Consider the following 25,350-nt stretch of genomic DNA (forward strand, 5'->3'; position numbering starts at 1 on the left):
GGAGCGCTATTCAAGTAAGATGGCGCAATATCAAATTTTTGCCAAATCTGTGGGAGTGAACAAGAATGGCGAGTATTGAAGCAGCACTGGCGGAAATTAAGCGCGGTGTCGAAGAGCTTATTCCAGAAGAAGAATTGATTGAAAAGTTAAAGGAAGGGCGCCCTTTACGTATTAAATTAGGTGCGGATCCAACAGCACCAGACATCCATCTTGGCCATACGGTTATTTTTAATAAGCTACGTGCATTTCAGGATTTAGGTCATGAAGTGACGTTCCTTATTGGTGATTTTACTGCCATGGTGGGCGATCCTACTGGAAAAAATAACACTCGTCCGCCGCTTAGCCGTGAAGACGTTCTTCGTAACGCTGAAACGTATAAAGAGCAAGTATTCAAAATCCTTGATCCAGCAAAAACCAAGATTCAATTTAACTCCGAATGGTTATCTGAATTGGGTGCGGAAGGTATGATTCGTTTGGCTGCAAACCAAACGGTAGCACGTATGCTAGAGCGCGACGACTTTAAGAAACGTTACGCTGGTGGTCAGCCTATTGCCATTCACGAATTCATGTATCCATTGCTTCAAGGCTGGGATTCAGTTGCAATGGAAACGGATGTTGAACTGGGAGGGACAGACCAGAAGTTTAACCTCCTCATGGGGCGTGAGCTGCAAAAATCTCATGGTCAAAAACCACAGGCTGTTTTAATGATGCCTTTATTGGTGGGTTTGGATGGTGAGAAGAAGATGTCCAAATCGGCGAATAACTACATTGGTATCAGCGAAGCGCCAAGTGAAATGTTTGGTAAAATCATGTCGATCTCTGATGATTTGATGTGGAGTTACTATGAATTGTTGTCTTTCCGACCATTAGGCGAAGTTGAACAATTCAAAAATGATATCGCGAATGGTAAAAATCCACGTGACATCAAAATTCTATTGGCTAAAGAAATCATTGCTCGCTTCCACTCCGAAGCCGATGCCGACGCCGCTGAGCAAGAATTCATAAACCGTTTCCAGAAAGGCGCAATGCCTGAAGAAATGCCTGAATTTGAATTTGATGCTGGATTGCCAATTACAAACTTGCTTAGAGATGCGGGATTAGTTAATTCAACTTCAGATGCGATGCGTATGATTAAACAAGGCGCAGCCAAAATAGATGGTGAGAAAATCGCAGACAACAAACTTGTACCCGCAGTCGGCACTGCCGTTTATCAAGTGGGTAAACGCAAATTTGCGCGCGTAACAATAAATGCGAGTAATAATTCAGTATAACTGACTGTTTTTATAAAGCCCTGATGGTTCAGGGCTTTTTGTCTATTGAGGTTAATCGGGTATATAGCTTTTAAAGCGCGCAATAAACCACGTTTCAAAGATAAGTAAAGATATTACGCCGTATTGCCAGTGAGTCCCCCACGCAAGCCAATACAATACCGCCCCCATAGATAACCAGATAACGACTAAAGATTGGATTTTCTCTGCTTTTGTTAACCCTTGATTGTTCTTCAACCGCCTAGAAATAGGACCTAAATATTTATTTTGAAGCAACCAGTTTTGAAAGTTTTCCGATGTTGCCCCAAAGCAATAAAGTGAAACCAGTAAAAATGGAACGGTGGGCAGTAAAGGAATAAATACCCCTATAAAAGCGAGCACAACCGTGAGCCACCCTAAGGCTATGAGGAAAAGGCGCTTTCCGTTTGATATTGGCGTATTTGTGTGCACTTTTTCCATGTAAATCCAAGTTAGTGTGTATAAAAGCCTTGTCTATCTGCTGGAAGTATAGACCACTTAATAAGTTGATCGGCATTCTAATTTCAATGTTAATGATAATCAATATCAATACGATGTACCGTTGTTCAATTGGTTATAAGGGTCTTATCGATGCAACTAATGGGTTGGCATTTTTGTCGATATTTAAGGGATTAAAGCCCTTTTTATGCCATTTGAATTGATATTGAACATGGTAAGATACTCGTTGCCATCGCGCAGTAGGTAGGAGTCTATCCTGAGCAATGCCGACTCCCCTCCAAATAGCCGAGGATAAAAATAACTGTGTTGTTCTGGAATCGCTCTACGACTTCAAACTTCTATTTATCTCCCTTCCACTCGAGAGTCAGACTGTCTATGACCGGAAGCTGAATTCTAGGATCGTTTGTTGCTCATGCATAAAATCCACTGGCCTTTGACAATCGATATACCCAAGTAACCTCGCCCTTGGGAGCTTATCTTGTGGTTCATTTCATCGTCAAAGGACATGCAAAGGGATCGTATTTACACAACCTTCTAGAAGTGAAGCAGAAGATACACTCTGAATCCTGTACCTTGAGACCGCTTGGGAATATAGCTAATCGGGAGATTCGCAATGACCATCATAAAAAGTAATTTATTGTCTGAAGCAAAAATGAGTTCTGTATTCACGGTGTTCAAGCAATATGAACCTGAACACCAGCTCTACTTGCTCTCCATTATGCCTTTGGGAGAAGCGAGCGCAATTCTTATGCAATACCCAGTAAGGCAAGTTCAGCACTTTATTGAGCAACTAGAGAAAGGTGGTCATGATTTACGGGCACGACATTACGCAAATCAGCTTGGTCTTATTCACTCTGAGAGAGGTATCGGTCAAGCGTACTTGTCTACCAGTGTGTTTGAGCATTTTAAGCAGCGTGTAGGGTGGATCATTGGATTAGCGCTGTTAGGGATCGTTTCAGGGTTGATCATTGCTCAGTATGAGGACACGTTAAGCCAACTAGTATTGTTGGCGATTTACATGCCCGTCATTGCGGCAGCAGGAGGGAATACAGGATCTCAAGCTGCCACCCTCGTCATTCGAGCACTTGCGACAAAAGAAATAAGAAAGAGGCAGTGGGTGCAGGTTCTTTGGAAAGAAAGCCGTGTCTCGCTCTTGTTAGCATTGGTTGTCGCGTTGGTGATTGTTATCCGCATCATGCTTTTTAGCGGAAATGCGAATACGTCGAGCTTTGAGTTGGAATTGATCGCGATTGCAGTGGCAGTGGCTTTGTTTATCCAGGTGACCATATCCACCACATTAGGTGGGGTATTGCCCATTGCTGCGCGCGCGTGTCGGCTGGATCCCGCCGTGTTAGTGAGTCCAGTATTGGCTTCAATTGTCGATATTTCAGGAATGTGGATCTATTTCACGGTAGTGAACTATTTTCTAGGCTTGAGTTAACTAAGTCTAGATAGAATTGTTTTTCAAATTGAACAATAGGGGCGATGACCTTTGGTGTATCGTCCTTTTTTATTGGGTGATAATCAGTAATAAACTGGACAAACAACGATGTTGGTTTGTTTTCTTCGTCTAAAACATATCCTGCCATGTTGTAGCTGCCATACAGTGAGCCACTTTTAGCCGAAATCCGACCTGCTATAGGTTGTTTTTGCATGCTCTTGCGATATTTTAGCGTGCCAGATTGCCCAGAAACAGGAAGGAGCTCAATTAAGCCCAGCTCTGCATTATGCTTCCAGATGTATTTCAGCACCTTTTCCATGTCAGAGCTGGTTAAACGGTTATTCCGTGAAAGCCCCGAGCCATCTTCCAGTTTCGTATGTTCTAAATTGATACCCGCTCGCGTATAAAGAATCTGCTTGATGGCTTCTGTACCATTCGAAAAACTGCCTGGCTGATAATAAAAACGAGCGCCCATTGTTTTGGTTAAATTATCGGCAATAAGGTTGTCTGACTTGCGCAACATTCTTTTGAGTAATTCCGGCAGTGCTTCTGATTGATGCGTCGCAACAATGATCCCTTTTTGGGTTTCAGTTTTGCTAGAGATAGACCCCGTTACGTTGACACCATTTTTCGCTAAGATGCGCTGAACAATGGTCGATGCATAAAGAGAAGTATCTTGTACTGCAAATTTAAGAGGCAGTGGTTTCTCTCTTTCTTGCATACACCCAGAAAGCTGGTATTGATTCCCCTCAGATGTTATCAGCTCCAATTGGCATCGTTTAGATTTTACCGCTACCTTGTTCAAGCTCAGAGCATCGGTTGTGACACTGATGGGCTGATGGGCAGGGACAAATACTGATGTAGTTTGATTGGGTTGGGACGAAATGGACGCTTGTACGCAGTTATTGTCCAGTGTGATTGCACTGGCGGGAGCACTATAACAGACACCTAATATATCCCAAGGCCAACCCACTGCGCGCTCATACCCTCTAAAAGCACTGTTGTCTAAAATCACATTGTTGACAGTGGTAATACCTTGTTGTGTCAGCTGTTGGGTAAGAGCGGTTAGGTGCTCAGTTTTTAATTCAGGGTCGCCACTGAATCGAATGATTAGGTTTTGATCTTGAATTTCAAAATGCGTTTCGAAGCGAAAATCATCGCCTAATTCCAGTTTTGCAGCCAGTGCCGTCAGAATTTTTAACGTGCTGGCAGGAGGAAAAAACTGTTCACTGTTTTCCTTTAATGCATACCTCCCAAAGCTGTCAGACACCAGAAGGGAGTACCTCGAACCATAGGGAAGTGAGTCCACGGGAGTGTATGCTAAAGATTGGAAACTGATTAGAGAAAACAGGAATATTAGTGTTCGCATAATATGGAGTTAAAGATGCATATCGGTTGTTAGTGTAACAAATAATGAGCAAAAAAAAACGTCCACCCGAAGGTGAACGCTTTATCATTCATTTCAGCTAAAAGCGAAATTAGAAATCGTAACGTAGGCCAAGTACAGCTTCGTTTTGACGTTCAAGCTTGCTATGACCGTCAGATCCTTTCAACAAGTTGAAGTTGTAAGATACGTATGAACGGAAGTTGTCGTTGAAGAAATACGTTGCATCTACAGCGACGTTGTCAGCTGCTACTTGCTTGTCACCGTTACCTTCTTTAGCATCTAGACGGTTGTAAGTTGTCGTGAACTTAGCTTGACCCATAGTATAAGCACCCGCTAGCTCGTAACCGTTACCTTTAGTGCTGTCACCTGTCGCTGGTTTAGCTTTAGTATTGGTGTAAAGACCTGCAACGTAGAATGCATCAAACTCGTAAGAAGCACCAAGCATAAACTCTTTGTTGTCTACTTTGGTATCACCGTCATTCTCATCTTGAGATGCGTAAGCTGCTGTTAAGCGTGCGCCTGTGTCACCGATTGAGTAGATACCAGAAAGAGCGTAGCCACCGTTGTTGTCATTTACCCAAGAAGACTCGTCTGAGTTTGGCGTAGTTGCAGAGCTAAGTGTGTAGTTTGCACGAGCTTCGAAATCACCAAATGTACCAGCATACGCGATAGAGCGATCTGGACGGTCTGCAGCATTCACTTTTGGTGCAGCGGTGCCACCGTGGTAAGCCATAATATCGGTGAAGTCTGTAACAGCTTGTAGAGAGCCTCTAACTGTACCAAAAGTTACTTCTCCGAAGTTGCCGCCGATACCAGCAAATGCGTAACGGTGCTCAACAAAATCGTTGTCGCCACCTTCGTTGTATGCTTTGAACTCACCTTCGTAGAAACCTAGACCGTATAGCTCGTCAGTGATCTGAGTTTTACCTAAGAAGTTTAGACGTACGCGAGATTTGTCTTCTACTTTTTTGTCTTTAAGAGAAAGACGAGCTTCAACACGACCACCCATTTCAAGAGAAGCGTTGTCGTTTTTCGCGATTTCAGCAGCGGTAGCGCCAGTGCTAGCAGCCGCAGCTACAGCTAGAGCAATTAGTTTTTTATTCATTGCTTTCTAAGTCCTAGTTTAGTCCGTAAATATAAGCAGGTAGGTTGTTTTCCTGCCCACTTAGGGATGCGTATAACATCATGCAGATATTTGCGTGATTTCATTCGCCTTTATTAAGGTGAGGAATTTGTACCCTTAAAGTTCAGTTTGCTGTTAGTAAAATGATATAAAATCAAATAATGAACATTGTTTTTTTAGATCTTATGTTACTTATATTCTTTATTAAACAAGGATTTGTGATTTTGTTTGTTTTTTTTCTCAATCGATTTTTTTATATTTTTTTATGTGGATTATGTTTAATTTGTCAGGTGGTTATAAGTGCGGTGATTAGGTGAGGTTGGAGAAAAGGCGTCAATTTAAGGTTTTGTGACCCACAACTTTTGAAATGCGTGACCTTGTCAAAAAGTTTGATTACACTAATTGAAAAGTGAACTATTTGCCCCGCCTCATACTCGTTCCTTGGGTAGGAGAGGGGTTTTGTTGTCTGAAGATTCTGGCAAATACATTAAGTTCAGATATCTGTTGAGGTATAAGATGGAAAAAGTTCCAATGACTGTTCGTGGTGAGCAGAAACTACGCGAAGAACTGGAAACGTTGATGAAACGTCGCCCATTGATTTCTGAAGCAATTGCAGAAGCTCGTGAGCTAGGCGATCTCAAAGAAAACGCAGAGTACCACGCGGCTCGTGAAGAGCAGGGCATTTGTGAAGCTCAGATTCGTGATATTGAATACAAGCTGTCGGTTGCTCAAGTTATTGATGTCACTAAGATGGAAAATACGGGCAAAGTAATCTTTGGTACCACCGTAACTTTGGTCGACATTGATACTGACCAAGAAAGCACATATCAAATTGTTGGCGAAGATGAAGCAGAGATTAAAGCAGGCAAAATTTCTGTAAGCTCACCGATTGCTCGTGGCTTAATTGGTAAAGTTGAAGGTGAAGAAGTGACCATTACAACTCCTGGTGGCATCAAAGATTACGATATCGCTAAAGTTGAATACATATAAAAATACCGTTGATTTAGCTATATAACAGTTGATTTAACTCTATAGAAGAACAAAAAAAGGTCGCTGATGCGACCTTTTTAATTGAAGCAATAAACGGCTTCAAGGGCAATCCGTTACTTGCGAGGAATTTCGATTTTGCGTTTCTCTGACTGACGGTACAGAACCAGTACTTTACCAATGGTTTGTACTTTTTCAGCTTTAGTCTCACGCACGATGGCATCAATAATGAGAACTTTCGTTTCCCTGTCTTCAGAGGCAATTTTTACTTTGATGAGTTCGTGGTGGTCTAGAGCCAGTTCAATTTCAGCAAGTACGGCTTCGGTCAATCCATTGGCACCCATAAGTACTACAGGTTTTAAACTGTGAGCTAGGCCTTTCAAATACTGCTTTTGTTTGGTGCTTAGGTTCATTGTGTACCCAATTTTCTTTAATATAAGGGTTGAAAACCGCCATTTTAACGCCATCTATCCCTGAAGACTATAATTTCTACCATACTTATTTGGTGGATGGTCATCCAAGCAATTAGGAATCGAATGAGTAAACAGAAACACTCAGCCAGCTCTGGTCGCTGGTTGAAAGAGCATTTCGATGATAAATACGTAAATGAAGCAAAGAAGAAAGGTTATCGTTCACGTGCTATCTTCAAAATTGAAGAAATTCAAGACAAAGATAAGCTATTGAAACCCGGAATGACCGTTGTCGATCTTGGTGCTGCGCCTGGTGGTTGGTCTCAATACGCCGCCAAGCACGTAGGACAAGAAGGACAGGTCATAGCTTGTGACATTTTACCTATGGATTCGATCGCTGGGGTTGCCTTTTTGCAAGGTGATTTCCGTGAAGATGCTGTTCTTGAAGCACTTCTAGAGCGAATTCAACCAGATATGGTTGATGTTGTTATGTCAGATATGGCGCCGAATATGGCCGGTAACCTTTCGGTAGACCAACCTAGAGCTATGTATTTGGTAGAGCTCGCGTTGGATATGTGTCGACAAGTTCTGGCTCCCAATGGTAGTTTCGTAGTTAAGGTATTTCAGGGCGAAGGCTTTGAACAATACGTTAAAGATGTGCGAGACATGTTTAAGACCGTAAAAATAAGAAAGCCTGACTCTTCTAGAGCACGTTCAAGAGAAGTCTATATTGTAGCGACTGGTTACAAAGGCTAGCTTACGTTTACAAAGAGCAATTTAACACTATAGCTACAGCGTATAAACTGTAGTACCCTACCTTTAATTACAATTAGTTATCGAGAGGCTGACACCTTGAGTGACATGGCAAAAAATTTAATTTTGTGGCTGGTAATCGCCGTAGTCTTGATGTCGGTTTTCCAGAGCTTTGGCCCTGGAGAAAATAGCGGCAGAACAGTGGATTACACCACATTTGTACAAGAAGTTGGCCAAGGCCAGATTCGAGAAGCTCAATTCAAAGACAGAGAAATCACGTACTATCGTCGTGACAACACTCGTTATGTGACTTACATGCCAGTGTACGACAGTAAGCTGCTTGATGATTTGATTAACAAGAATGTGAAAGTTGCTGGTACTCCGCCCGAAGAGCAGAGCCTGCTTGGTACCATTTTTATTTCTTGGTTCCCAATGATCTTACTAATTGGTGTGTGGATTTTCTTCATGCGTCAAATGCAAGGCGGCGGTGGTAAAGGCGCCATGTCTTTCGGTAAGAGCAAAGCTCGCATGATGAGTGAAGAACAAATCAAAACGACTTTTTCTGATGTTGCTGGCTGTGATGAAGCAAAAGAAGATGTGAAAGAGTTAGTTGATTACTTACGTGACCCAAGCCGCTTCCAAAAGCTGGGTGGTAAGATTCCAACGGGTGTTTTGATGGTGGGACCTCCCGGTACGGGTAAAACCTTGCTTGCTAAAGCCATTGCTGGTGAAGCCAAAGTACCGTTCTTTACCATTTCAGGTTCAGACTTCGTTGAAATGTTTGTTGGTGTTGGTGCATCTCGTGTGCGTGACATGTTCGAGCAAGCGAAGAAAGCAGCACCTTGTATTATTTTTATCGATGAAATCGATGCTGTAGGTCGTCAACGTGGCGCAGGTGTTGGTGGTGGTCACGATGAGCGTGAACAAACACTAAACCAAATGCTGGTTGAAATGGATGGTTTTGAAGGGAATGAAGGCATCATTGTTATCGCTGCGACTAACCGACCAGATGTTCTTGACCCTGCATTGCTTCGACCTGGTCGTTTCGACCGTCAAGTTGTCGTAGGTCTTCCTGATGTACGTGGTCGTGAGCAGATATTGAAAGTTCACATGCGTAAAGTACCTCTAGCTGGAGACGTTGAGCCTTCACTCATTGCGCGTGGTACACCTGGCTTCTCTGGTGCAGATTTAGCGAACCTAGTTAACGAAGCAGCACTATTTGCAGCTCGTGGAAACAAACGCAACGTATCAATGGTTGAGTTTGAACTTGCTAAAGATAAAATCATGATGGGGGCGGAACGCCGTTCAATGGTAATGTCTGAGGACATCAAAGAGTCCACGGCATACCACGAAGCGGGACACGCCATTGTCGGGCGCCTTGTTCCTGAACACGATCCTGTATATAAAGTGTCTATCATTCCACGTGGTCGTGCGTTGGGTGTCACGATGTACTTACCAGAAAGCGATCGTGTGAGTATGTCTCGCCAACATCTAGAGTCGATGATCTCAAGTTTGTACGGTGGTCGTCTAGCAGAAGAGCTTATCTATGGCTCTGATAAAGTTTCTACCGGCGCTTCAAACGACATTGAACGAGCGACAGACATTGCTCGCAAAATGGTGACTCAATGGGGTTTCTCAGACAAACTGGGTCCTTTGCTTTACGCAGAAGATGAAGGCGAGGTATTCCTAGGTCGCAGTGTGACCCAAACGAAACATGTTTCAAACGATACCGCAAAACTTATCGATGATGAGGTTCGTAGTATTATTGACCGTAACTATGATCGTGCTAGGGTTATTCTTGAAGCAAATATGGATATCATGCATTCGATGAAAGATGCACTGATGAAATATGAAACAATCGATGCAGGTCAGATTGACGATCTCATGGAGCGAAAAGCAGACATCCGTGAGCCAGCAGGTTGGGGCGATCAATCTCGTGCTCAAGAAGAGTCAAACAACGAGAAGAAAGCGCAGCCTAATAAAGAAGAAAAAGATGAAAATCCTTCCATTTCTTCTAATGAAAATGCTGATAAAAACGTTGAATAAAGAATAGTTTAAAGCAAACCCCGAGGAAACTCGGGGTTTTTCTGTTTCTAGGTAGTCATGTTTATACGATCCAATAATAAAGAACTAAATTTAAGTAGCCCTCATATCATGGGGATATTGAATGTAACACCCGACTCATTTTCTGATGGTGGTCAGTTCAACGGCATTGATGATGCCTTAAATCAAGCCCGCTCAATGATATCGGCTGGAGCAACCATTATTGATATTGGTGGGGAATCTACTCGACCAGGTGCACCCGACGTTACGCTAGAAGAAGAAATAAAACGTGTGATTCCCGTAATAAAAGCCTTAAGAGCGGAATCAGATGTGTGGATATCTATTGATACCAGCAAAGCTGAAGTAATGCGACAAGCTACCATAGCTGGCGCAGATATAATCAATGATGTTAGGGCGCTCCAGGAGCCAGGTGCTTTACAAGCGGCTGCCCAAGCTAAAGTGCCCGTATGTCTGATGCATATGCAGGGTCAACCTAAAACCATGCAAGAGAATCCCAAATATCAAGATTTATTGGAAGATATCGATGGATTCTTAGCGGAACGAATTTCTGCTTGCGAAAGCGCAGGAATACAACGCGAACAATTGATTTTGGATCCAGGGTTTGGATTCGGTAAAACGATAGAACACAATTATCATTTGCTGGCAAATTTGGATAAGTTCCATCGTTTTGGGTTGCCTATTCTTGCTGGGATGTCTCGTAAGTCAATGATATTTAAGGTTCTAGAAAAAGAGCCTAAAGAGTGCCTGATTGGTAGCGTCACATGTGCGAGCATTTCAGCACTGAAAGGTGCTCATATTATTCGTGTCCACGATGTAGTGGAAACCGTTGAAGCGATAAAAATTATCAATACAATCGGTGCAAACCAATAAAAATTATTAGGAAATATTATGTCTAAAAGGCGCTATTTTGGCACGGACGGTGTACGTGGAAAAGTAGGACAATACCCCATTACTCCCGACTTCGTATTAAAGCTTGGCTGGGCTGCTGGTCGTGTACTTGCAAAGCAAGGCACAAAAAAAGTAATCATCGGTAAAGATACGCGTATATCTGGCTACATGTTGGAATCTGCGCTTGAAGCCGGTCTGGCGGCAGCAGGATTGAAAGCGACGTTTACAGGACCAATGCCTACACCCGCAGTGGCTTATCTGACTCAAACATTTCGTGCTGAAGCTGGGATTGTGATTTCCGCATCCCACAATCCTTACTATGACAATGGCATCAAATTTTTCTCCTCTGAGGGTACAAAGCTGCCAGATGATATCGAACTTGCTATTGAAGCTGAGTTAGATAAAGAGCTTGAGTGTGTAGAATCCGCGCAGTTGGGTAAAGCTTCTCGATTGCATGATGCGGCGGGTCGTTACATTGAATTTTGTAAAAGCACATTTCCAAATGAATTGAATTTAGCCAGTCAAAAGATCGTGGTGGATTGCGCTCATGGTGCAACTTACCATATTGCGCCTAGTGTGTTTAAGGAGCTTGGTGCAGAAGTCATCGCAATCGGTATCGAACCGAATGGCACAAATATCAATGATGAAGTCGGTGCGACCGATGTTCGTGCATTGCAAAAAAGAGTGATTGAGGAACAAGCAAATCTAGGTTTAGCCTTCGATGGTGATGGTGATCGCATCATTATGGTTGATGAGTTTGGAAATAAGGTTGATGGTGATCAGATTGCTTACATTATCGCACGTGACGCACTCCGCCGTGGTGAGTTAAAAGGTGGTGTAGTTGGTACATTGATGACGAATCTTGGTATGGAGAACGGTCTTAAGCAGTTAGGGATTCCATTTGTGCGAGCGGCAGTTGGTGACCGTTATGTAATGGAACAGCTACTCGCGAAAGGCTGGAAGATTGGTGCTGAAAATTCAGGTCATGTGATTTTATTGGATAAGGTAACGACAGGTGATGCCATCGTTGCTGCACTTCAAGTTTTAGCGTCTGTAGTTGGTAGTGAAATGACGTTGAGTGAACTGACTCAAGGTATGACGCTTTATCCTCAAGTATTGGAGAATGTTCGATTTAGTGGTGAATCAAATCCTCTTGATGCGCAAATGGTAAAAGACGCAGTGGTTAAGGTGGAGGCCAAGTTAGGTGAAAAAGGTCGAGTACTTCTGAGAAAGTCCGGTACAGAACCTCTTCTTCGTGTCATGGTAGAAGGTGAGGATGCGGAACTGGTTCAACAATCAGCACTTGATATAGTGGATGCGGTAAAAGCAAGCTGCTAATCGAAATAATATACAAGCCAAAGTTTCGCTTTGGCTTGACGACTCTAAATCAAGTTAGTGTTTATGGTTAAGCTTCTTTTTTTAGCGCTTTGCTAATATTTTGACCACTTAAACCCTAAGCTTTACAATTTAGTGAATTTTTACTTGTCAGCGTAAAAGGCATTCGATAGTATTGCTCCGCCTTCGAAAGGGAGGTGCGCTAGCTTTGTCTCTGTGCTTATTCAGTACGACGGCGCTGGCTCAACAATTTGGAACATAGGTGGAAGAATGTTTACAGTTCTACTTGTGATTTACCTGTTGGCAGCGGTTGGTGTTATTGGCCTAGTGTTGATTCAACAAGGTAAAGGCGCAGATATGGGAGCTTCGTTCGGAGCTGGCGGTTCAAACACAGTGTTTGGCGCGAGTGGCTCAGGAAATTTCCTAACCCGAACAACAGCAGTTTTTGCGATAGTATTTTTTATCGTTAGTTTGGTTCTTGGTCGTATGTCTACAAACAGTGGTGATACAGAAAGCATTCTAGCGAACCCAGGTCAGGCTGCATCATTTATTGAGCAACCGGCTGATGTAACGAGTGAAATTCCTGCCGAAAGTGGCGACGAAATTCCTCAATAAAGAATTTATGCCGAGATGGTGAAATTGGTAGACACGCTAGCATGAGGTGCTAGTGCCTTTGGTGTGAGGGTTCGAGTCCCTCTCTCGGCACCATAAGTTCTGCAAGCTTGTAAATTACTGCCTTGGGCGTATAATGCTCAGCAGTCGGACGCGGGGTGGAGCAGCTTGGTAGCTCGTCGGGCTCATAACCCGAAGGTCGTCGGTTCAAATCCGGCCCCCGCAACCAATCTTTAACAAGTGATGTTGTTAAAGTTGGATGCAAGTTTGAGCAGTTTTAAATAACTGCGAGCTGAACAAAGTAATGTTCAGCTATATCAGGGTCCAGCAACAAAAACCCCGACTAATCGGGGTTTTTTGTTATTTGTATTTTGTACTGTGCAAAATATGAGTAATGCTTGGCTATTTGATAGGGCTATTAGCCCTTTTTTTGTTTCTAAAGTGGTTATCTAAGGGTGATTTCATGACGGGTTTGGAAAGACAACTGACAGAAATGCTGGGCGCGCCAGTGGCGGCTTCTGGTTATGAGTTGGTTGGATTGGAGTTCATCCGTGCTGGTGAGCATTCAACATTGCGTATTTATATTGATCATGAGAATGGCATCAATGTCGATGACTGTGCAGAAGTAAGTCATCAGGTTAGCGCTGTGCTCGATGTTGAAGACCCTATTTCTGTCGCTTATAACCTTGAGGTGTCTTCACCAGGTTTAGAAAGACCACTTTTTAAAGCAGAACATTATCAGCAGTTTATAGGTCACGAGGTCAGCCTTGTCTTGAAAATGGCTATGGGCAACCGTCGTAAGTGGAAAGGTGTGATCGAAAACGTTGAAGGTGAAACGATCACAATCACAGTGGACAATGCGAAAGAAGAGTTTGCACTAAGCAACATTTCCAAAGCTAACCTGATCCCTAAGTTTTAAGTCTTAAGAGGCTAGAGAATGAACAGAGAAATTTTAGCGGTAGTAGAAGCTGTTTCTAATGAGAAGGCGGTTCCTCGTGAGCGTATTTTTGAAGCTCTAGAAATCGCATTAGCTACGGCAACTAAAAAGAAATACGAGATTGAAATTGATGTTCGTGTTGCGATTGACCGCAAAACGGGTAATTTCGACACTTACCGCCGTTGGTTGGTTGTGGAAGAAGTAGAGAACCCAACTAAAGAAATTTCACTGGAAGCAGCGCAGTACGATGACGAAGAAATGGAACTGGGTAGCTTTGTCGAAGATGATATTGAGTCTGTAACGTTCGATCGTATTACCACTCAAACTGCTAAGCAAGTTATTGTACAGAAGGTACGTGAAGCTGAGCGTGCACAAATTGTTGAGCAGTTCATTGATAATGAAGGTGATCTGATTACTGGCGCGGTTAAAAAAGTAAACCGTGAGACTGTTGTACTTGATCTCGGCAACAATGCTGAAGCTGTCATTTTACGTGACGACCAGCTTCCCCGTGAAAACTTCCGTCCAGGTGACCGTGTTCGTGGTCTGCTGTACAAAGTTGCTCCTGAAGCTCGTGGTTTTCAACTTTTTGTCACTCGTTCGAAGCCTGAAATGTTGTCTGAACTTTTCCGAGTGGAAGTGCCTGAGATTGCTGAAGAGCTGATCGAATTGAAGGCTGCTGCACGTGATCCTGGTTCACGTGCAAAAATAGCGGTGAAAACAAATGACCGACGTATTGACCCTGTCGGTGCGTGTGTTGGTATGCGTGGTGCACGTGTACAAGCGGTATCGGGCGAGTTGGGCGGTGAGCGTATCGATATCGTACTTTGGGACGATAATCCAGCTCAATTCGTAATCAACGCAATGGCTCCTGCTGATGTTGCTTCTATCATCGTTGATGAGGACGCACATTCCATGGATATTGCTGTAGAAGCGGATAACTTAGCTCAAGCTATTGGTCGTAATGGTCAAAACGTACGTCTAGCGTCTCAACTTTCTGGTTGGGAACTGAATGTAATGACAGTGGAAGACTTAGAAAAGAAACACCAAGAAGAATCTGGTGCAGCTATCGAAAACTTCATGAAGTACCTCGATATCGAGCAAGATTTTGCAGAAATGCTCGTTGAAGAAGGTTTCTCAACGCTAGAAGAAGTGGCTTATGTACCAGTGAATGAACTTCTAGAGGTTGATGGTCTAAACGAAGAGCTTGTAGAAGAATTACGCCAACGTGCGAAAGATGCCCTCACAACGATCGCCTTGGCGAAAGAAGAGTCATTTGATGGTCTTGAGCCAGCGGAAGACCTACTTGCTCTAGAAGGTTTAGAGCGTGAAATGGCATTTAAACTTGCAGCGAAAGGTGTCATAACACTTGAAGATCTAGCTGACCAAGGCATTGACGAGCTGGAAGGCATTGAAGACCTAACTGAAGAGCGCGCGGGTGAGCTAATTATGGCTGCACGTAATATCTGTTGGTTTGGTGACGAAGAATAAATTCAGCAAGGAGGAAGTGGCATGACAGAATTAACGGTTAAAGCACTGAGTGATGAGATTGGTACGCCAGTTGACCGCTTGATTGAGCAACTTGCTGATGCTGGAATGAAAAAAACGGGCATAGACACCGTTTCCGACGATGAGAAGCAAAAGCTTCTCACTCATTTGAAAAAAGAGCATGGTGATACCTCAGGAGACTCTGAGCCAACTCGCTTAACTCTCCAGCGTAAAACTCGCAGCACTTTAAGTGTGAATGCGGGTGGCGGTAAGAGTAAAAATGTTCAAGTAGAGGTGCGTAAAAAGCGCACGTACGTAAAACGCAGTGCAATCGATGAAGAAGCCAAGCGAGAAGCTGAGGAAGCAGCTAAACGTGAAGCTGAGGAGCTAGCGAAGCGTGATGCGGAAGAGCTAGCTAAACGTGAAGCTGCAGAGAAAGCACAACGCGAAGCGGATGAAAAAGCGAAACGAGAAGCTGGGGAAGCAGTGAAACGTGAAGCAGAAGATAAAGCTAAGCGCGTACAAGCTGATAAGGCTAAGAAAGACATGAACACAAAGAGTGCGGAAGTAAGTTCGCAAGCAAAAAAAGAAGCTGATGAGCTGAAACGTCGTCAGGAAGAAGAAGCGCAACGTAAAGCAGAAGCTGAAGCGGCGAAGCTGGTTGAAGAGGCTCGCAAATTGGCTGAAGAAAATGCAGCACGTTGGTCTGAAGCAGAGAAGAAAGAAAAAGTGATGGAAGAAGGTGACTATCACGTTACAACTTCTACTTTTGCTCGTGAGGCTGAAGATGCAGCTGATCAAAGCGAAGAAAAGGCTCGTCGTCGTAAGAAGAAGCCTTCTGCGAACAATGAAGACAAAGGCGGCAACAATCGAAATGGTAACCGAAATCAACGTGGTCGCGGTGGTAGGAAAGGCAAGCTTGCTAAGCCTACTTCAATGCAACATGGCTTTGATAAGAGCGCATCAGTGGCGAAATCTGATGTTGTAGTTGGTGAAACCATTGTGCTTTCTGAACTGGCAAACAAAATGTCAGTAAAAGCAACCGAAGTCATTAAAGTGATGATGAAGATGGGGGCCATGGCAACCATTAACCAAGTAATTGACCAAGAAACGGCTCAGCTTGTTGCTGAGGAAATGGGTCACAAAGTTATCTTGCGTAAAGAAAATGAATTGGAAGAAGCCGTGTTGTCTGATCGTGACAACAGTGCTGAAGCGGTACCACGAGCTCCAGTTGTGACCATCATGGGGCACGTTGACCATGGTAAAACATCCACACTGGATTACATTCGTAAAGCCCACGTAGCCTCGGGTGAGGCGGGGGGGATTACCCAGCATATTGGTGCTTACCATGTAGAAACTGACAACGGTATGATTACCTTCCTCGATACTCCGGGACACGCAGCATTTACCGCTATGCGTGCACGTGGTGCTCAGGCAACAGATATCGTTGTTCTTGTTGTGGCAGCGGACGATGGTGTCATGCCTCAAACCATCGAAGCCATCCAGCACGCTAAAGCGGCGGATGTTCCATTGATTGTTGCTGTAAACAAGATCGATAAAGAAGACGCAAACCCAGACAACGTTAAAAACGAGCTGGCTCAATACGATGTTATTCCTGAAGAGTGGGGCGGTGAAAACATGTTTGTTCACATCTCTGCAAAGCAAGGCACGAACATCGACGGTCTTCTTGAGACGATTCTTCTGCAATCTGAAGTTCTTGAGCTTACAGCGGTTGAAGAAGGCATGGCTTCAGGTGTGGTTGTAGAATCTCGCCTCGATAAAGGTCGTGGTCCTGTTGCGACGGTCCTAGTGCAATCGGGTACATTAAACAAAGGCGATATCGTTCTTTGTGGTCAAGAATACGGTCGAGTTCGTGCAATGCGCGATGAGAACGGGCACGAAATCACAACGGCTGGTCCTTCTATTCCTGTTGAAATATTGGGTCTGTCTGGCGTTCCTGCTTCTGGTGATGAAGCCACGGTTGTACGTGATGAACGTAAGGCGCGTGAAGTAGCGAACTACCGTCAAGGTAAATTCCGCGAAGTGAAACTGGCTCGTCAGCAGAAAGCGAAACTTGAGAACATGTTTGCGAACATGTCTGCGGGTGAAGTGGCTGAGCTTAATGTTGTGCTTAAAGCGGATGTACAGGGTTCTGTTGAAGCGATTGCTGATTCATTACGTAAACTGTCTACTGAAGAAGTTAAAGTGAACATCGTTGGTTCTGGTGTTGGTGGTATTACTGAAACGGATGCAGTACTGGCAGCGGCTTCTAATGCCATCATTCTGGGCTTTAATGTACGTGCGGACGCTTCTGCTCGCCGCACGGTTGAAACTGAAAACTTAGATCTTCGTTACTACTCAATCATTTACCAATTGATTGATGAAGTAAAACAAGCAATGGGCGGTATGCTTGCCCCAGAATTCAAGCAAGAGATCATTGGTCTTGCTGAAGTGCGTGACGTGTTTAAATCACCAAAACTGGGCGCAATTGCTGGTTGTATGGTTACTGAAGGTCTTATCAAGCGTAATAACCCAATCCGCGTTCTTCGTGACAATGTCGTTATCTATGAAGGTGAGCTAGAATCTCTACGCCGCTTCAAAGACGACGTTCAAGAAGTTAAGAACGGCTATGAATGTGGTATTGGCGTTAAGAACTACAACGATGTTCGCGTAGGCGACCAAATTGAAGTATTTGAAATCGTTGAAGTGAAGCGTACTCTAGACTGATAGACAAAATTGCCTCGTTTATATTGAGATAAACGGCAAAGGTTGTTGAATACACCATGGGGGGCGTTTGCCCCCCATTCTTTCTATAGTGAGAAAAGAAATGTCAAAAGAATTTAGCCGCACGCAACGCGTGTCGCAGCAACTACAAAAAGAGCTAGCCCTTATTCTACAGCGTGAAGTTCGTGACTCTCGTATTGGGATGGTGACGATTTCTGATGTAGAGGTTTCTCGTGATCTCGCCTACGCCAAAGTTTTTGTGACTTTTTTATGTGTTGGAGAGCAAACGCCTGAAAGTAGCCTTGCGGCACTAAAGGAGCATGAAGTTCAGATTCGAATGATGCTGGGTAAGCGTATTCGTTTACGTTTGACTCCTGAAGTACGGTTTACTTACGACAATACCCTTGTTGAAGGGATGCGTATGTCTAACTTAGTGAGTGAAGTCGTTAGCAAAGATCAGCAGAAGAAAGAAGAAGCTGGTCGAGGAGACGATGAGTAATGGGGCGTCGTCGTAAAGGTCGTCCGGTTAATGGCGTCGTATTGCTTGATAAGCCCACGGGGATTTCCTCTAATGATGCATTACAGAAAGTAAAACGAATATACTTCGCTGAAAAAGCAGGTCATACCGGTGCTTTGGATCCATTAGCAACGGGGATGTTACCGATTTGTTTGGGGGAGGCGACTAAGTTTTCTCAGTTTCTTCTCGATTCAGACAAGCGATACGTTGTCATTGCCAAGCTTGGCGAGCGTACGAATACCTCCGACTCTGATGGTGAAGTGGTAGAAACTCGTGAAGTGCACGTAACTGAAAAGCAGCTTTTAGACTGTATTGAACGGTTCAAAGGCACGACAGATCAAATTCCTTCAATGTTTTCAGCATTGAAGTATCAAGGTCGTCCGCTTTATGAATATGCACGTGAAGGTATCGACGTACCACGTGAATCTCGCAAAATCACGGTTTATTCTATTCAGCTACTTCGCTTTGAAGGTGATGAAGTGGAAATGGCGATCCACTGTTCAAAAGGGACATATATTCGAACTATTACTGACGATCTAGGTGAAATGTTGGGATGTGGTGCGCACGTCACTTACCTTCGTCGTACAGGTGTAGCAAACTATCCCTATGAGCGTATGGTCACGTTAGAACAGCTGAATGAGCTGCTAGAGCATGCGAATGATCAGGGGTTGCCACCCAAAGACTTATTAGATGCTCTGTTGCTCCCAATGGATACTGCCGTAGAGGCTTTGCCTGAAGTCAATTTAAATGCCGAATTGACGGACATGGTTCAACATGGTCAACCTGTACAGGTGTTTGGTGCACCGATTGAAGGTACGGTGAGAATGACCAGTGGTGATGAAAAGCTCTTTATTGGTGTCGGTGACATTGATGATAACGGCAAAGTGGCTCCAAAACGTTTAGTGGTTTTTCGCGACGAAGAATAATTTGCGTGAGTGGGATGCATTCGAGAAAGCTCAATCCGTTCTATAATTAGCCAAAGCATCGTTGCTTCAGTTTTGTTTCTTAGAGCGCTTGTGTTTACCTTTTGCACCCCGTATAATTCGCGCTTCGCGTGTCGGCTGAATCAGAGATTGGCTGGCGCAGTTTTATACTTAACTCTTACTAGGAGAGAAATATGTCTCTGAATGCAGAAACTAAAGCAGCAATCGTTGCTGATTACGCACAATCTGAAGGCGACACTGGTTCACCAGAAGTACAAGTAGCACTACTGACGGCTTCCATCAACCACCTACAAGGTCACTTCAAATCACACAAGCAAGACCACCACAGCCGTCGCGGTCTGCTACGCATGGTTTCTCGTCGTCGTAAGCTTCTAGACTACCTTAAAGGTAAAAACCTAGAGCGTTACCAAGACCTAATCAAACGTCTAGGCCTACGTCGCTAAGATCAGTTTGTCTGAAAAAGGAGCTTTGGCTCCTTTTTTTACGCCTATTGTTTGGTTATAAGACATTTCCGATTAAGTAGTTTATACTACTGCGGATTTGGCTTTTGCCAGTCACACAAAGCAGCTTTACAGTCACCGATGTCGACCATAAAGGTCGCGACTAATGAAAGGACTCTTCCTTAGTTTACTTTCATTAGTCGCGATTGGTAAGGCGCTGTTGTGTTTACTCTAAGACAACATCTTTGAAACTTTCAAAGTTAAGGAAATTACGTGAATCCAATCGTAAAAACGTTTCAGTACGGTAACCACACCGTGACTCTTGAAACAGGTGTAGTGGCGCGTCAAGCGACTGCAGCTGTTATGGTTAATATGGACGATACGGCAGTGTTTGTCTCTGTTGTTGGTAAAAAAGAAGCGGTAGAAGGTCAAGACTTCTTCCCACTAACCGTTAACTATCAAGAGCGTACTTATGCAGCGGGTAAAATCCCTGGTGGTTTTTTCAAGCGTGAAGGTCGTCCTTCTGAAGGTGAAACGCTAACGGCTCGTCTAATCGATCGTCCTATCCGTCCTCTATTCCCTGATGCGTTCAAGAACGAAGTTCAAGTTATTGCGACAGTGATGTCTGTAAACCCAGACGTTCAGCCTGATATGGTCACAATGATCGGTACCTCGGCGGCTCTTGCTATCTCTGGCATTCCTTTTAACGGTCCTATCGGTGCTGCACGTGTCGGTCATATCGATGGTCAATTGGTATTGAACCCAAGCAACACTGAGCTAGAAAACTCTAAGCTTGACCTAGTCGTCGCGGGTACTGACAACGCAGTACTTATGGTGGAATCTGAAGCCGACAACCTAACTGAAGAAGAAATGCTTTCTGCGGTTGTGTTCGGTCACGATCAACAACAAGTTGTGATCAATGCCATTAAAGAGTTCGCGGCTGAAGTAGCGACTCCTGCGTGGGAGTGGGAAGCACCTGCAGTTAATACTGAGCTTAAGGCTCGTGTTGCTGAACTGGCGGAATCTCGCCTAGCAGACGCTTACCAAATCACTGAAAAAATGGCGCGTTACGAGCAAGTTGGCGCTATTAAGAACGACGTCGTTGAAGCATTGCTTGGACAAGACGAAGAATTAGACGAGCGCGAAATTCGCGGCATGCTTGGTTCTCTGGAGAAGAGCGTTGTACGTAGTCGTATCATTGCGGGCAACCCACGCATTGATGGTCGTGAGAAAGATATGGTTCGTGCGCTGGATGTACGTACTGGTATTCTTCCTCGTACTCACGGTTCTTCACTGTTTACTCGTGGTGAAACACAGGCGATCGTGACTGCAACTCTAGGTACGCAGCGTGATGCTCAAATCATTGATGAGTTAACAGGTGAGCGTAAAGATCACTTCTTGTTGCACTACAACTTCCCTCCTTACTGTGTAGGTGAAACGGGTTTTGTTGGTTCTCCTAAACGTCGTGAAATCGGTCACGGTAAATTGGCTAAACGTGGTATTGCCGCTGTAATGCCATCAATAGAAGAATTCCCATATACAGTACGTGTGGTATCTGAAATCACAGAATCAAACGGCTCGTCTTCAATGGCGTCAGTATGTGGTACCTCTCTAGCCCTTATGGATGCAGGTGTTCCAATTAAAGCCTCTGTTGCGGGTATCGCAATGGGTCTTGTGAAAGAAGGCGACGATTTTGTTGTTCTTTCAGACATCCTTGGTGACGAAGACCACCTTGGTGACATGGACTTTAAAGTAGCAGGTACTAACGAAGGTATCACTGCGCTTCAAATGGACATCAAAATCGAAGGTATCACAAAAGAAATCATGCAAATCGCACTTAACCAAGCACAAGGGGCACGTAAGCACATCTTGTCTGTAATGGATAAAGCGATTTCTGGTGCTCGTGATGATATTTCTGAGTTTGCTCCTCGTATCCACACGATGAAGATCAGCTCTGACAAGATCAAAGACGTTATCGGTAAAGGTGGCGCTGTTATCCGTGCTCTAACGGAAGAAACGGGCACCACTATCGAAATTGAAGATGATGGCACAATCAAGATTGCAGCGACGGAAGGTACTGCCGCGAAAGAAGCGATTCGCCGTATCGAAGAAATCACAGCTGAAGTTGAAGTGGGTGCTATCTATACTGGTAAAGTCACTCGCATCGTTGATTTTGGTGCGTTTGTTGCGGTATTAGGTGGTAAAGAAGGTTTGGTTCACATTTCTCAAATCGCAGATAAGCGCATCGAGAAAGTGGCTGACCACCTATCAGAAGGTCAAGAAGTTCAAGTTAAAGTGCTTGAAATTGACCGCCAGAACCGTATTCGTCTAAGTATGAAAGAAGCGGTTGAAAAGACAGAAGAACCAGCATCAAATGAGCAGCCAAGCGCGGAATAACGTGCGAGGCATACGCATTTGAGATAAAGCGTGTTATAAAGGGGAGCTAAGGCTCCCCTTTATGTTTTTGGGGCAGGGAAAAGCTTCATTTTCTGACATTGCCACAATATTTATTTTGTGTATATCGCTACTATAACGATAATCTTGGATTGAAGCGAAATAAGGAGAAACAGTTTGGCGAAATGGTTAAACATGGTCGGAGTCATTTCAACCCTAATACTCACTGGGTGTGCTTCCAACCAAAACCAATGGCTATACCCACCGATGGCGGTGCCGTTACAGCCGAGCATTCAACAGGAAGTGCAGATTGCAAGGTTGACACAGCTATTGCAAAGGCAAGATCTGAAAGAAGAAGTGCGAGCCAAAATGTTCTACGAACGCGGTAATTATTACGACAGCGTCGGTTTACGTGATTTAGCCCGTTTGGACTTTGAACGTTCCTTAAACTTGAACCCTCGTCAGCCAGATGTCTACAACCTGCTGGGTGTGTACTTTACAGAGAAACGAGAATTCGATACTGCTTACGATTCATTTGACTCAACGTTAGAACTCGATCCTGCTAATCAATATGCCGTAAGAAACCGCTCTATTGCTTTGTATTATGGTGGTCGCTACGAGTTAGCCTTGGAAGGGATGACAGCACACTATAATGATGACCCTGATGATCCTTTCCGTGCGCTTTGGCTGTATCTGATTGAACGAGAAATCAATGCCGACGTAGCAAAAGAAAAACTGCTGAATCGCTACGATAAACGGGGTGAGCGATGGGGGTGGTTGATGGTCGCGCTAATGCTGGATCAGATTTCAGAAGAGCGAGCTCTAAAAGCCATAGTAAACGCAACCAATGACAACGAACTTTTGTCCCAACGTTTAACTGAAACGTACTTCTATCTGGCAAAACGTTATCAGTTGCAAGGTGACTATGGCAATGCTATATCACTGTATAAATTGGCACTCTCATTCAATGTTTATGAATACGTTGAACACCGATACTCTTATATGGAGTTAGGCAACATCTACAGTGAGCTGAAAGCGGAGAGAGATAACGCGACGAAAGACACGGAAATCTAGAAAAAAGAGAGCCGCCTATATAAGGCGGTTTTTTTGTTCTCGTGGCTGGTTGACACTCACTCAGTAACGGTATTAAGGCCCGCTATTTGATGCCAATATCCATTGCAATCACGGTTTGAGAGTATGGTGGGATGCGCCCCATCTTCGTTGTTTTTAAACGCTGATAGCTGTTGGAAGGTCTCTGTTCCGAGAGGACTTAGGCGGATAACATCCACGTTATTGCGCATACTCGCTATATCGTTGATTAAGTTGTAGCAATAACCGGATTGTGTTTGAATTCCGTTTAAAGTGAAGACTTCTTGACCTTCTTGGCTGCTGACTTTTAACCCGTTTGGGTATCGAATACAGCAAGTTTCGCATTCGTCTTTAGGGCGATCTTCCGCTCGAGCGGTAAAACAACGGGCGGAGTACGCAAGCGGCAAGTAACCGTAACCAAACACTTCGACTTCAAATTGGTTTCGAATGCCTAATTCATCACACTGCATGAGCAAGTGGTTTAGCCAATCGTGCGATAACTCCACAGGCATGCACCAGCGCGTCATGCCTTGTTTTAGGAAAAGGTTTAATGTTTGCGCATTGTATGCATTCACCGCGGGACCAACAGTAAAGGGAACCCTTTTTTCAAAAGCCAGTTGAATGGCGGAAACATCATTCGCTTCAACAGCAAACTCGCCGTTGTCGATGTATCGTTTCATGATGCTGACTTCACTTGGGGCTTCGAGTAATGCCATAGTGGAAATAACCACTTGCTTGCCACAAGCACTAAGCTCTTTTGCGAGCATAAGCCAGTCCTTAAGTTTCACCTCTCTTCGCTTTGAGCAAACGCTTTCGCCTAAATAGACAATATCCGCCTCGGAAGATTTTGCGTGATGGTAAAATGTTTCCACATCATGCTTTGGCCAGAAATAGAGGAGTGGACCTAATGCGTATTTCATCTTTCTCAACTCCAGATTACTGCCATTTTCTGTGGTAGGCACCCAGTGTGGTTTGTGTGCCTTCAGAAATGTTTGCTAGTGTACTATTCCAAGCGTCCTCAACTTGATAATGCTCAGGTGAGGCTTGGTAACGATCTATTGCCGCACGCCAGGTTTTTGTGACTTGCTCTACATAGGCGGGGCTACGTTGGCGACCCTCAATTTTCACGGAGGCGACGTTAGCTGCGAACAGTTCAGGCAGTAAAGATAGCGTGTTTAAGCTCGTGGGTTCTTCCAGCGCATGATAGCGTTTTTGTTTTCCATCGATCAGCGCATCGAATCGACCTTTACATAGAGTCGGATAGCCTGCATTTTCCCCTTTGGCGTAGCGGTCGATGAGTATGTCATTTAAACGAGACTCTAAACCCATATTGGTTTCCTTCCAGCGGACGTACTTGGCAGGTGAGCAAGCGCCAACCGTGTTGGGTGATTCCCCTGTCATGTAAGAGGAAAGGTAGCATCGCCCCTCCGACATGATGCAAAGGCTGCCAAATGCAAAGACTTCCAGCTCAACATTATTGTTCATGTTACGAGCCAACTGCTTGACTTGATGAATAGACAATACGCGAGGCAAAACGACTCGTTTTACATTAAAGTTTTGATGGTAGAAGTCGATCGAGGCAACATTGGTCGCCGAAGCCTGCACGGAGAGGTGTAACTCCAGATGAGGGTATTTTGTCGCAGCGTAATCGAGCACTGCAATGTCGGCCACAATTAAGGCATCAATGCCCAACTGAGCGGCAGTGTCTACTGCGGTTGTCCACCTTTCAAACCCATTCGGATGAGCGAAGGTATTCAAGGCGACATGAATCTTTTTATTGTTGTCGTGCACGTACTGAACGGCTTTTTCCAGTTTCTTTCCAGTGAAATTCAGACCAGCGAAATGTCGGGCATTGGTGTCGTCTTTGAACCCGATATAAACCGCATCCGCACCACAGTCGATGGCGGTTTTGAGAGCCGGTAAATTGCCCGCCGGACAGAGGAGTTCCATACACTCGTTACCTTTCATGGTTATTGTCAGTAACAGAGCATTTTAGGGAGGTTTTACAATTGGAAATTTGATGTGGGGCAGTTTTTGCTCAGTTTAGCGCGTCCCTAATCAGTATCGGAGCGCAC

At 44.3% G+C, this 25,350-nt stretch carries 22 protein-coding genes and 2 tRNA genes; 18 read left to right on the forward strand and 6 right to left on the reverse strand.

Annotated elements, in window-relative coordinates; genetic code table 11:
* The first annotated feature begins 65 nt into the window (after positions 1-65).
* Complete coding sequence (tyrS, locus tag HC752_RS01415; protein WP_190333299.1) at positions 66-1,271, forward strand: tyrosine--tRNA ligase; 1,206 nt, start codon at positions 66-68, stop codon at positions 1,269-1,271.
* 51 nt (positions 1,272-1,322) lie between these two features.
* Here the strand turns inward: tyrS and HC752_RS01420 are convergent, their stop codons facing one another.
* Positions 1,323-1,727, reverse strand: a complete 405-nt coding sequence (locus HC752_RS01420) for a YbaN family protein (RefSeq protein ID WP_190333300.1) — start codon at positions 1,725-1,727, stop codon at positions 1,323-1,325.
* Between the two features lie 631 nt (positions 1,728-2,358).
* Here HC752_RS01420 and HC752_RS01425 point away from each other — a divergent pair.
* Positions 2,359-3,186: a magnesium transporter gene (locus tag HC752_RS01425; protein ID WP_190333301.1), complete on the forward strand. Its 828-nt coding sequence runs from the start codon at positions 2,359-2,361 to the stop codon at positions 3,184-3,186.
* Here the strand turns inward: HC752_RS01425 and dacB are convergent.
* Both dacB and HC752_RS01435 read right to left on the reverse strand, forming a co-directional pair.
* Positions 3,152-4,555: a serine-type D-Ala-D-Ala carboxypeptidase gene (dacB, locus tag HC752_RS01430; protein ID WP_190333302.1), complete on the reverse strand. Its 1,404-nt coding sequence runs from the start codon at positions 4,553-4,555 to the stop codon at positions 3,152-3,154. The genes HC752_RS01425 and dacB overlap by 35 nt on opposite strands.
* A gap of 109 nt (positions 4,556-4,664) precedes the next feature.
* Positions 4,665-5,678 (reverse strand): porin, encoded by a 1,014-nt coding sequence (locus HC752_RS01435; protein ID WP_190333303.1) that lies wholly within the window; start codon positions 5,676-5,678, stop codon positions 4,665-4,667.
* Positions 5,679-6,212: 534 nt separating this feature from the next.
* Here HC752_RS01435 and greA point away from each other — a divergent pair.
* The gene (greA, locus tag HC752_RS01440; RefSeq protein WP_190333304.1) at positions 6,213-6,686 is read left to right on the forward strand and encodes a transcription elongation factor GreA; all 474 of its coding nucleotides are present in this window, start codon (positions 6,213-6,215) and stop codon (positions 6,684-6,686) included.
* A gap of 113 nt (positions 6,687-6,799) precedes the next feature.
* On the opposite strand, the gene yhbY is transcribed toward greA, so the two are convergent.
* A complete protein-coding gene (gene yhbY, locus HC752_RS01445; protein WP_190333305.1) occupies positions 6,800-7,096 on the reverse strand; it encodes a ribosome assembly RNA-binding protein YhbY in 297 nt (98 codons plus the stop codon).
* Between the two features lie 123 nt (positions 7,097-7,219).
* On the opposite strand from yhbY, the gene rlmE reads away from it, so the two are divergent.
* The 15 genes from rlmE (at position 7,220) to nlpI (ending at position 23,260) form a co-directional block, all read left to right on the forward strand.
* A complete protein-coding gene (gene rlmE / locus HC752_RS01450; RefSeq protein WP_190333306.1) occupies positions 7,220-7,849 on the forward strand; it encodes a 23S rRNA (uridine(2552)-2'-O)-methyltransferase RlmE in 630 nt (209 codons plus the stop codon).
* A 105-nt stretch (positions 7,850-7,954) separates the two neighbouring features.
* On the forward strand, positions 7,955-9,892 hold the full coding sequence (ftsH, locus tag HC752_RS01455; protein ID WP_190333307.1) for an ATP-dependent zinc metalloprotease FtsH: 1,938 nt from the start codon (positions 7,955-7,957) through the stop codon (positions 9,890-9,892).
* A gap of 57 nt (positions 9,893-9,949) precedes the next feature.
* Positions 9,950-10,780, forward strand: coding sequence for a dihydropteroate synthase (gene folP / locus HC752_RS01460; RefSeq protein ID WP_190333308.1), 831 nt, complete (start codon positions 9,950-9,952; stop codon positions 10,778-10,780).
* 15 nt (positions 10,781-10,795) lie between these two features.
* Positions 10,796-12,136: a phosphoglucosamine mutase gene (glmM, locus tag HC752_RS01465; RefSeq protein ID WP_190333432.1), complete on the forward strand. Its 1,341-nt coding sequence runs from the start codon at positions 10,796-10,798 to the stop codon at positions 12,134-12,136.
* A 267-nt stretch (positions 12,137-12,403) separates the two neighbouring features.
* Positions 12,404-12,748 (forward strand): preprotein translocase subunit SecG, encoded by a 345-nt coding sequence (secG, locus tag HC752_RS01470; RefSeq protein ID WP_190333309.1) that lies wholly within the window; start codon positions 12,404-12,406, stop codon positions 12,746-12,748.
* A 9-nt stretch (positions 12,749-12,757) separates the two neighbouring features.
* A tRNA-Leu gene (locus HC752_RS01475) sits at positions 12,758-12,841 on the forward strand.
* 56 nt (positions 12,842-12,897) lie between these two features.
* Positions 12,898-12,974 (forward strand) — tRNA-Met (locus tag HC752_RS01480).
* Positions 12,975-13,208: 234 nt separating this feature from the next.
* Positions 13,209-13,664 (forward strand): ribosome maturation factor RimP, encoded by a 456-nt coding sequence (gene rimP, locus HC752_RS01485; protein ID WP_190333310.1) that lies wholly within the window; start codon positions 13,209-13,211, stop codon positions 13,662-13,664.
* An 18-nt stretch (positions 13,665-13,682) separates the two neighbouring features.
* Positions 13,683-15,170 (forward strand): transcription termination factor NusA, encoded by a 1,488-nt coding sequence (gene nusA, locus HC752_RS01490; RefSeq protein WP_190333311.1) that lies wholly within the window; start codon positions 13,683-13,685, stop codon positions 15,168-15,170.
* Between the two features lie 21 nt (positions 15,171-15,191).
* Positions 15,192-17,894: a translation initiation factor IF-2 gene (gene infB, locus HC752_RS01495; protein ID WP_190333312.1), complete on the forward strand. Its 2,703-nt coding sequence runs from the start codon at positions 15,192-15,194 to the stop codon at positions 17,892-17,894.
* 100 nt (positions 17,895-17,994) lie between these two features.
* Positions 17,995-18,390, forward strand: a complete 396-nt coding sequence (rbfA, locus tag HC752_RS01500) for a 30S ribosome-binding factor RbfA (protein ID WP_190333313.1) — start codon at positions 17,995-17,997, stop codon at positions 18,388-18,390.
* Positions 18,390-19,334, forward strand: a complete 945-nt coding sequence (gene truB / locus HC752_RS01505; RefSeq protein ID WP_190333314.1) for a tRNA pseudouridine(55) synthase TruB — start codon at positions 18,390-18,392, stop codon at positions 19,332-19,334. The genes rbfA and truB overlap by 1 nt, the downstream gene beginning before the upstream one ends.
* Positions 19,335-19,525: 191 nt before the next feature.
* Complete coding sequence (rpsO, locus tag HC752_RS01510) at positions 19,526-19,795, forward strand: 30S ribosomal protein S15 (protein ID WP_101113239.1); 270 nt, start codon at positions 19,526-19,528, stop codon at positions 19,793-19,795.
* 270 nt (positions 19,796-20,065) lie between these two features.
* A complete protein-coding gene (pnp, locus tag HC752_RS01515; protein WP_190333315.1) occupies positions 20,066-22,189 on the forward strand; it encodes a polyribonucleotide nucleotidyltransferase in 2,124 nt (707 codons plus the stop codon).
* A gap of 192 nt (positions 22,190-22,381) precedes the next feature.
* Positions 22,382-23,260 carry a lipoprotein NlpI gene (gene nlpI / locus HC752_RS01520; protein ID WP_190333433.1) on the forward strand — a complete coding sequence of 293 codons (879 nt, stop codon included), beginning with the start codon at positions 22,382-22,384 and terminating at the stop codon, positions 23,258-23,260.
* Positions 23,261-23,316: 56 nt separating this feature from the next.
* Here nlpI and HC752_RS01525 read toward each other — a convergent pair whose 3' ends face one another.
* The gene (locus HC752_RS01525) at positions 23,317-24,195 is read right to left on the reverse strand and encodes a U32 family peptidase (RefSeq protein WP_190333316.1); all 879 of its coding nucleotides are present in this window, start codon (positions 24,193-24,195) and stop codon (positions 23,317-23,319) included.
* 16 nt (positions 24,196-24,211) lie between these two features.
* Entirely contained in the window at positions 24,212-25,225 is a 1,014-nt protein-coding gene (ubiU, locus tag HC752_RS01530) for a ubiquinone anaerobic biosynthesis protein UbiU (protein ID WP_190333317.1), read from the reverse strand.
* Between the last annotated feature and the right edge of the window lie 125 nt (positions 25,226-25,350).

Source organism: Vibrio sp. S9_S30 (assembly GCF_014694455.1).
GTDB lineage: Bacteria > Pseudomonadota > Gammaproteobacteria > Enterobacterales > Vibrionaceae > Vibrio.

Coding starts and splice junctions, on each gene's coding strand:
- tyrS (WP_190333299.1), top strand. CDS start 66: ATGGCGAGTATTGAAGCAGCACTGGCGGAAATTAAGCGCGGTGTCGAA.
- HC752_RS01420 (WP_190333300.1), bottom strand. CDS start 1,727: ATGGAAAAAGTGCACACAAATACGCCAATATCAAACGGAAAGCGCCTT.
- HC752_RS01425 (WP_190333301.1), top strand. CDS start 2,359: ATGACCATCATAAAAAGTAATTTATTGTCTGAAGCAAAAATGAGTTCT.
- dacB (WP_190333302.1), bottom strand. CDS start 4,555: ATGCGAACACTAATATTCCTGTTTTCTCTAATCAGTTTCCAATCTTTA.
- HC752_RS01435 (WP_190333303.1), bottom strand. CDS start 5,678: ATGAATAAAAAACTAATTGCTCTAGCTGTAGCTGCGGCTGCTAGCACT.
- greA (WP_190333304.1), top strand. CDS start 6,213: ATGGAAAAAGTTCCAATGACTGTTCGTGGTGAGCAGAAACTACGCGAA.
- yhbY (WP_190333305.1), bottom strand. CDS start 7,096: ATGAACCTAAGCACCAAACAAAAGCAGTATTTGAAAGGCCTAGCTCAC.
- rlmE (WP_190333306.1), top strand. CDS start 7,220: ATGAGTAAACAGAAACACTCAGCCAGCTCTGGTCGCTGGTTGAAAGAG.
- ftsH (WP_190333307.1), top strand. CDS start 7,955: ATGGCAAAAAATTTAATTTTGTGGCTGGTAATCGCCGTAGTCTTGATG.
- folP (WP_190333308.1), top strand. CDS start 9,950: ATGTTTATACGATCCAATAATAAAGAACTAAATTTAAGTAGCCCTCAT.
- secG (WP_190333309.1), top strand. CDS start 12,404: ATGTTTACAGTTCTACTTGTGATTTACCTGTTGGCAGCGGTTGGTGTT.
- rimP (WP_190333310.1), top strand. CDS start 13,209: ATGACGGGTTTGGAAAGACAACTGACAGAAATGCTGGGCGCGCCAGTG.
- nusA (WP_190333311.1), top strand. CDS start 13,683: ATGAACAGAGAAATTTTAGCGGTAGTAGAAGCTGTTTCTAATGAGAAG.
- infB (WP_190333312.1), top strand. CDS start 15,192: ATGACAGAATTAACGGTTAAAGCACTGAGTGATGAGATTGGTACGCCA.
- rbfA (WP_190333313.1), top strand. CDS start 17,995: ATGTCAAAAGAATTTAGCCGCACGCAACGCGTGTCGCAGCAACTACAA.
- truB (WP_190333314.1), top strand. CDS start 18,390: ATGGGGCGTCGTCGTAAAGGTCGTCCGGTTAATGGCGTCGTATTGCTT.
- rpsO (WP_101113239.1), top strand. CDS start 19,526: ATGTCTCTGAATGCAGAAACTAAAGCAGCAATCGTTGCTGATTACGCA.
- nlpI (WP_190333433.1), top strand. CDS start 22,382: ATGGTCGGAGTCATTTCAACCCTAATACTCACTGGGTGTGCTTCCAAC.
- HC752_RS01525 (WP_190333316.1), bottom strand. CDS start 24,195: ATGAAATACGCATTAGGTCCACTCCTCTATTTCTGGCCAAAGCATGAT.
- ubiU (WP_190333317.1), bottom strand. CDS start 25,225: ATGGAACTCCTCTGTCCGGCGGGCAATTTACCGGCTCTCAAAACCGCC.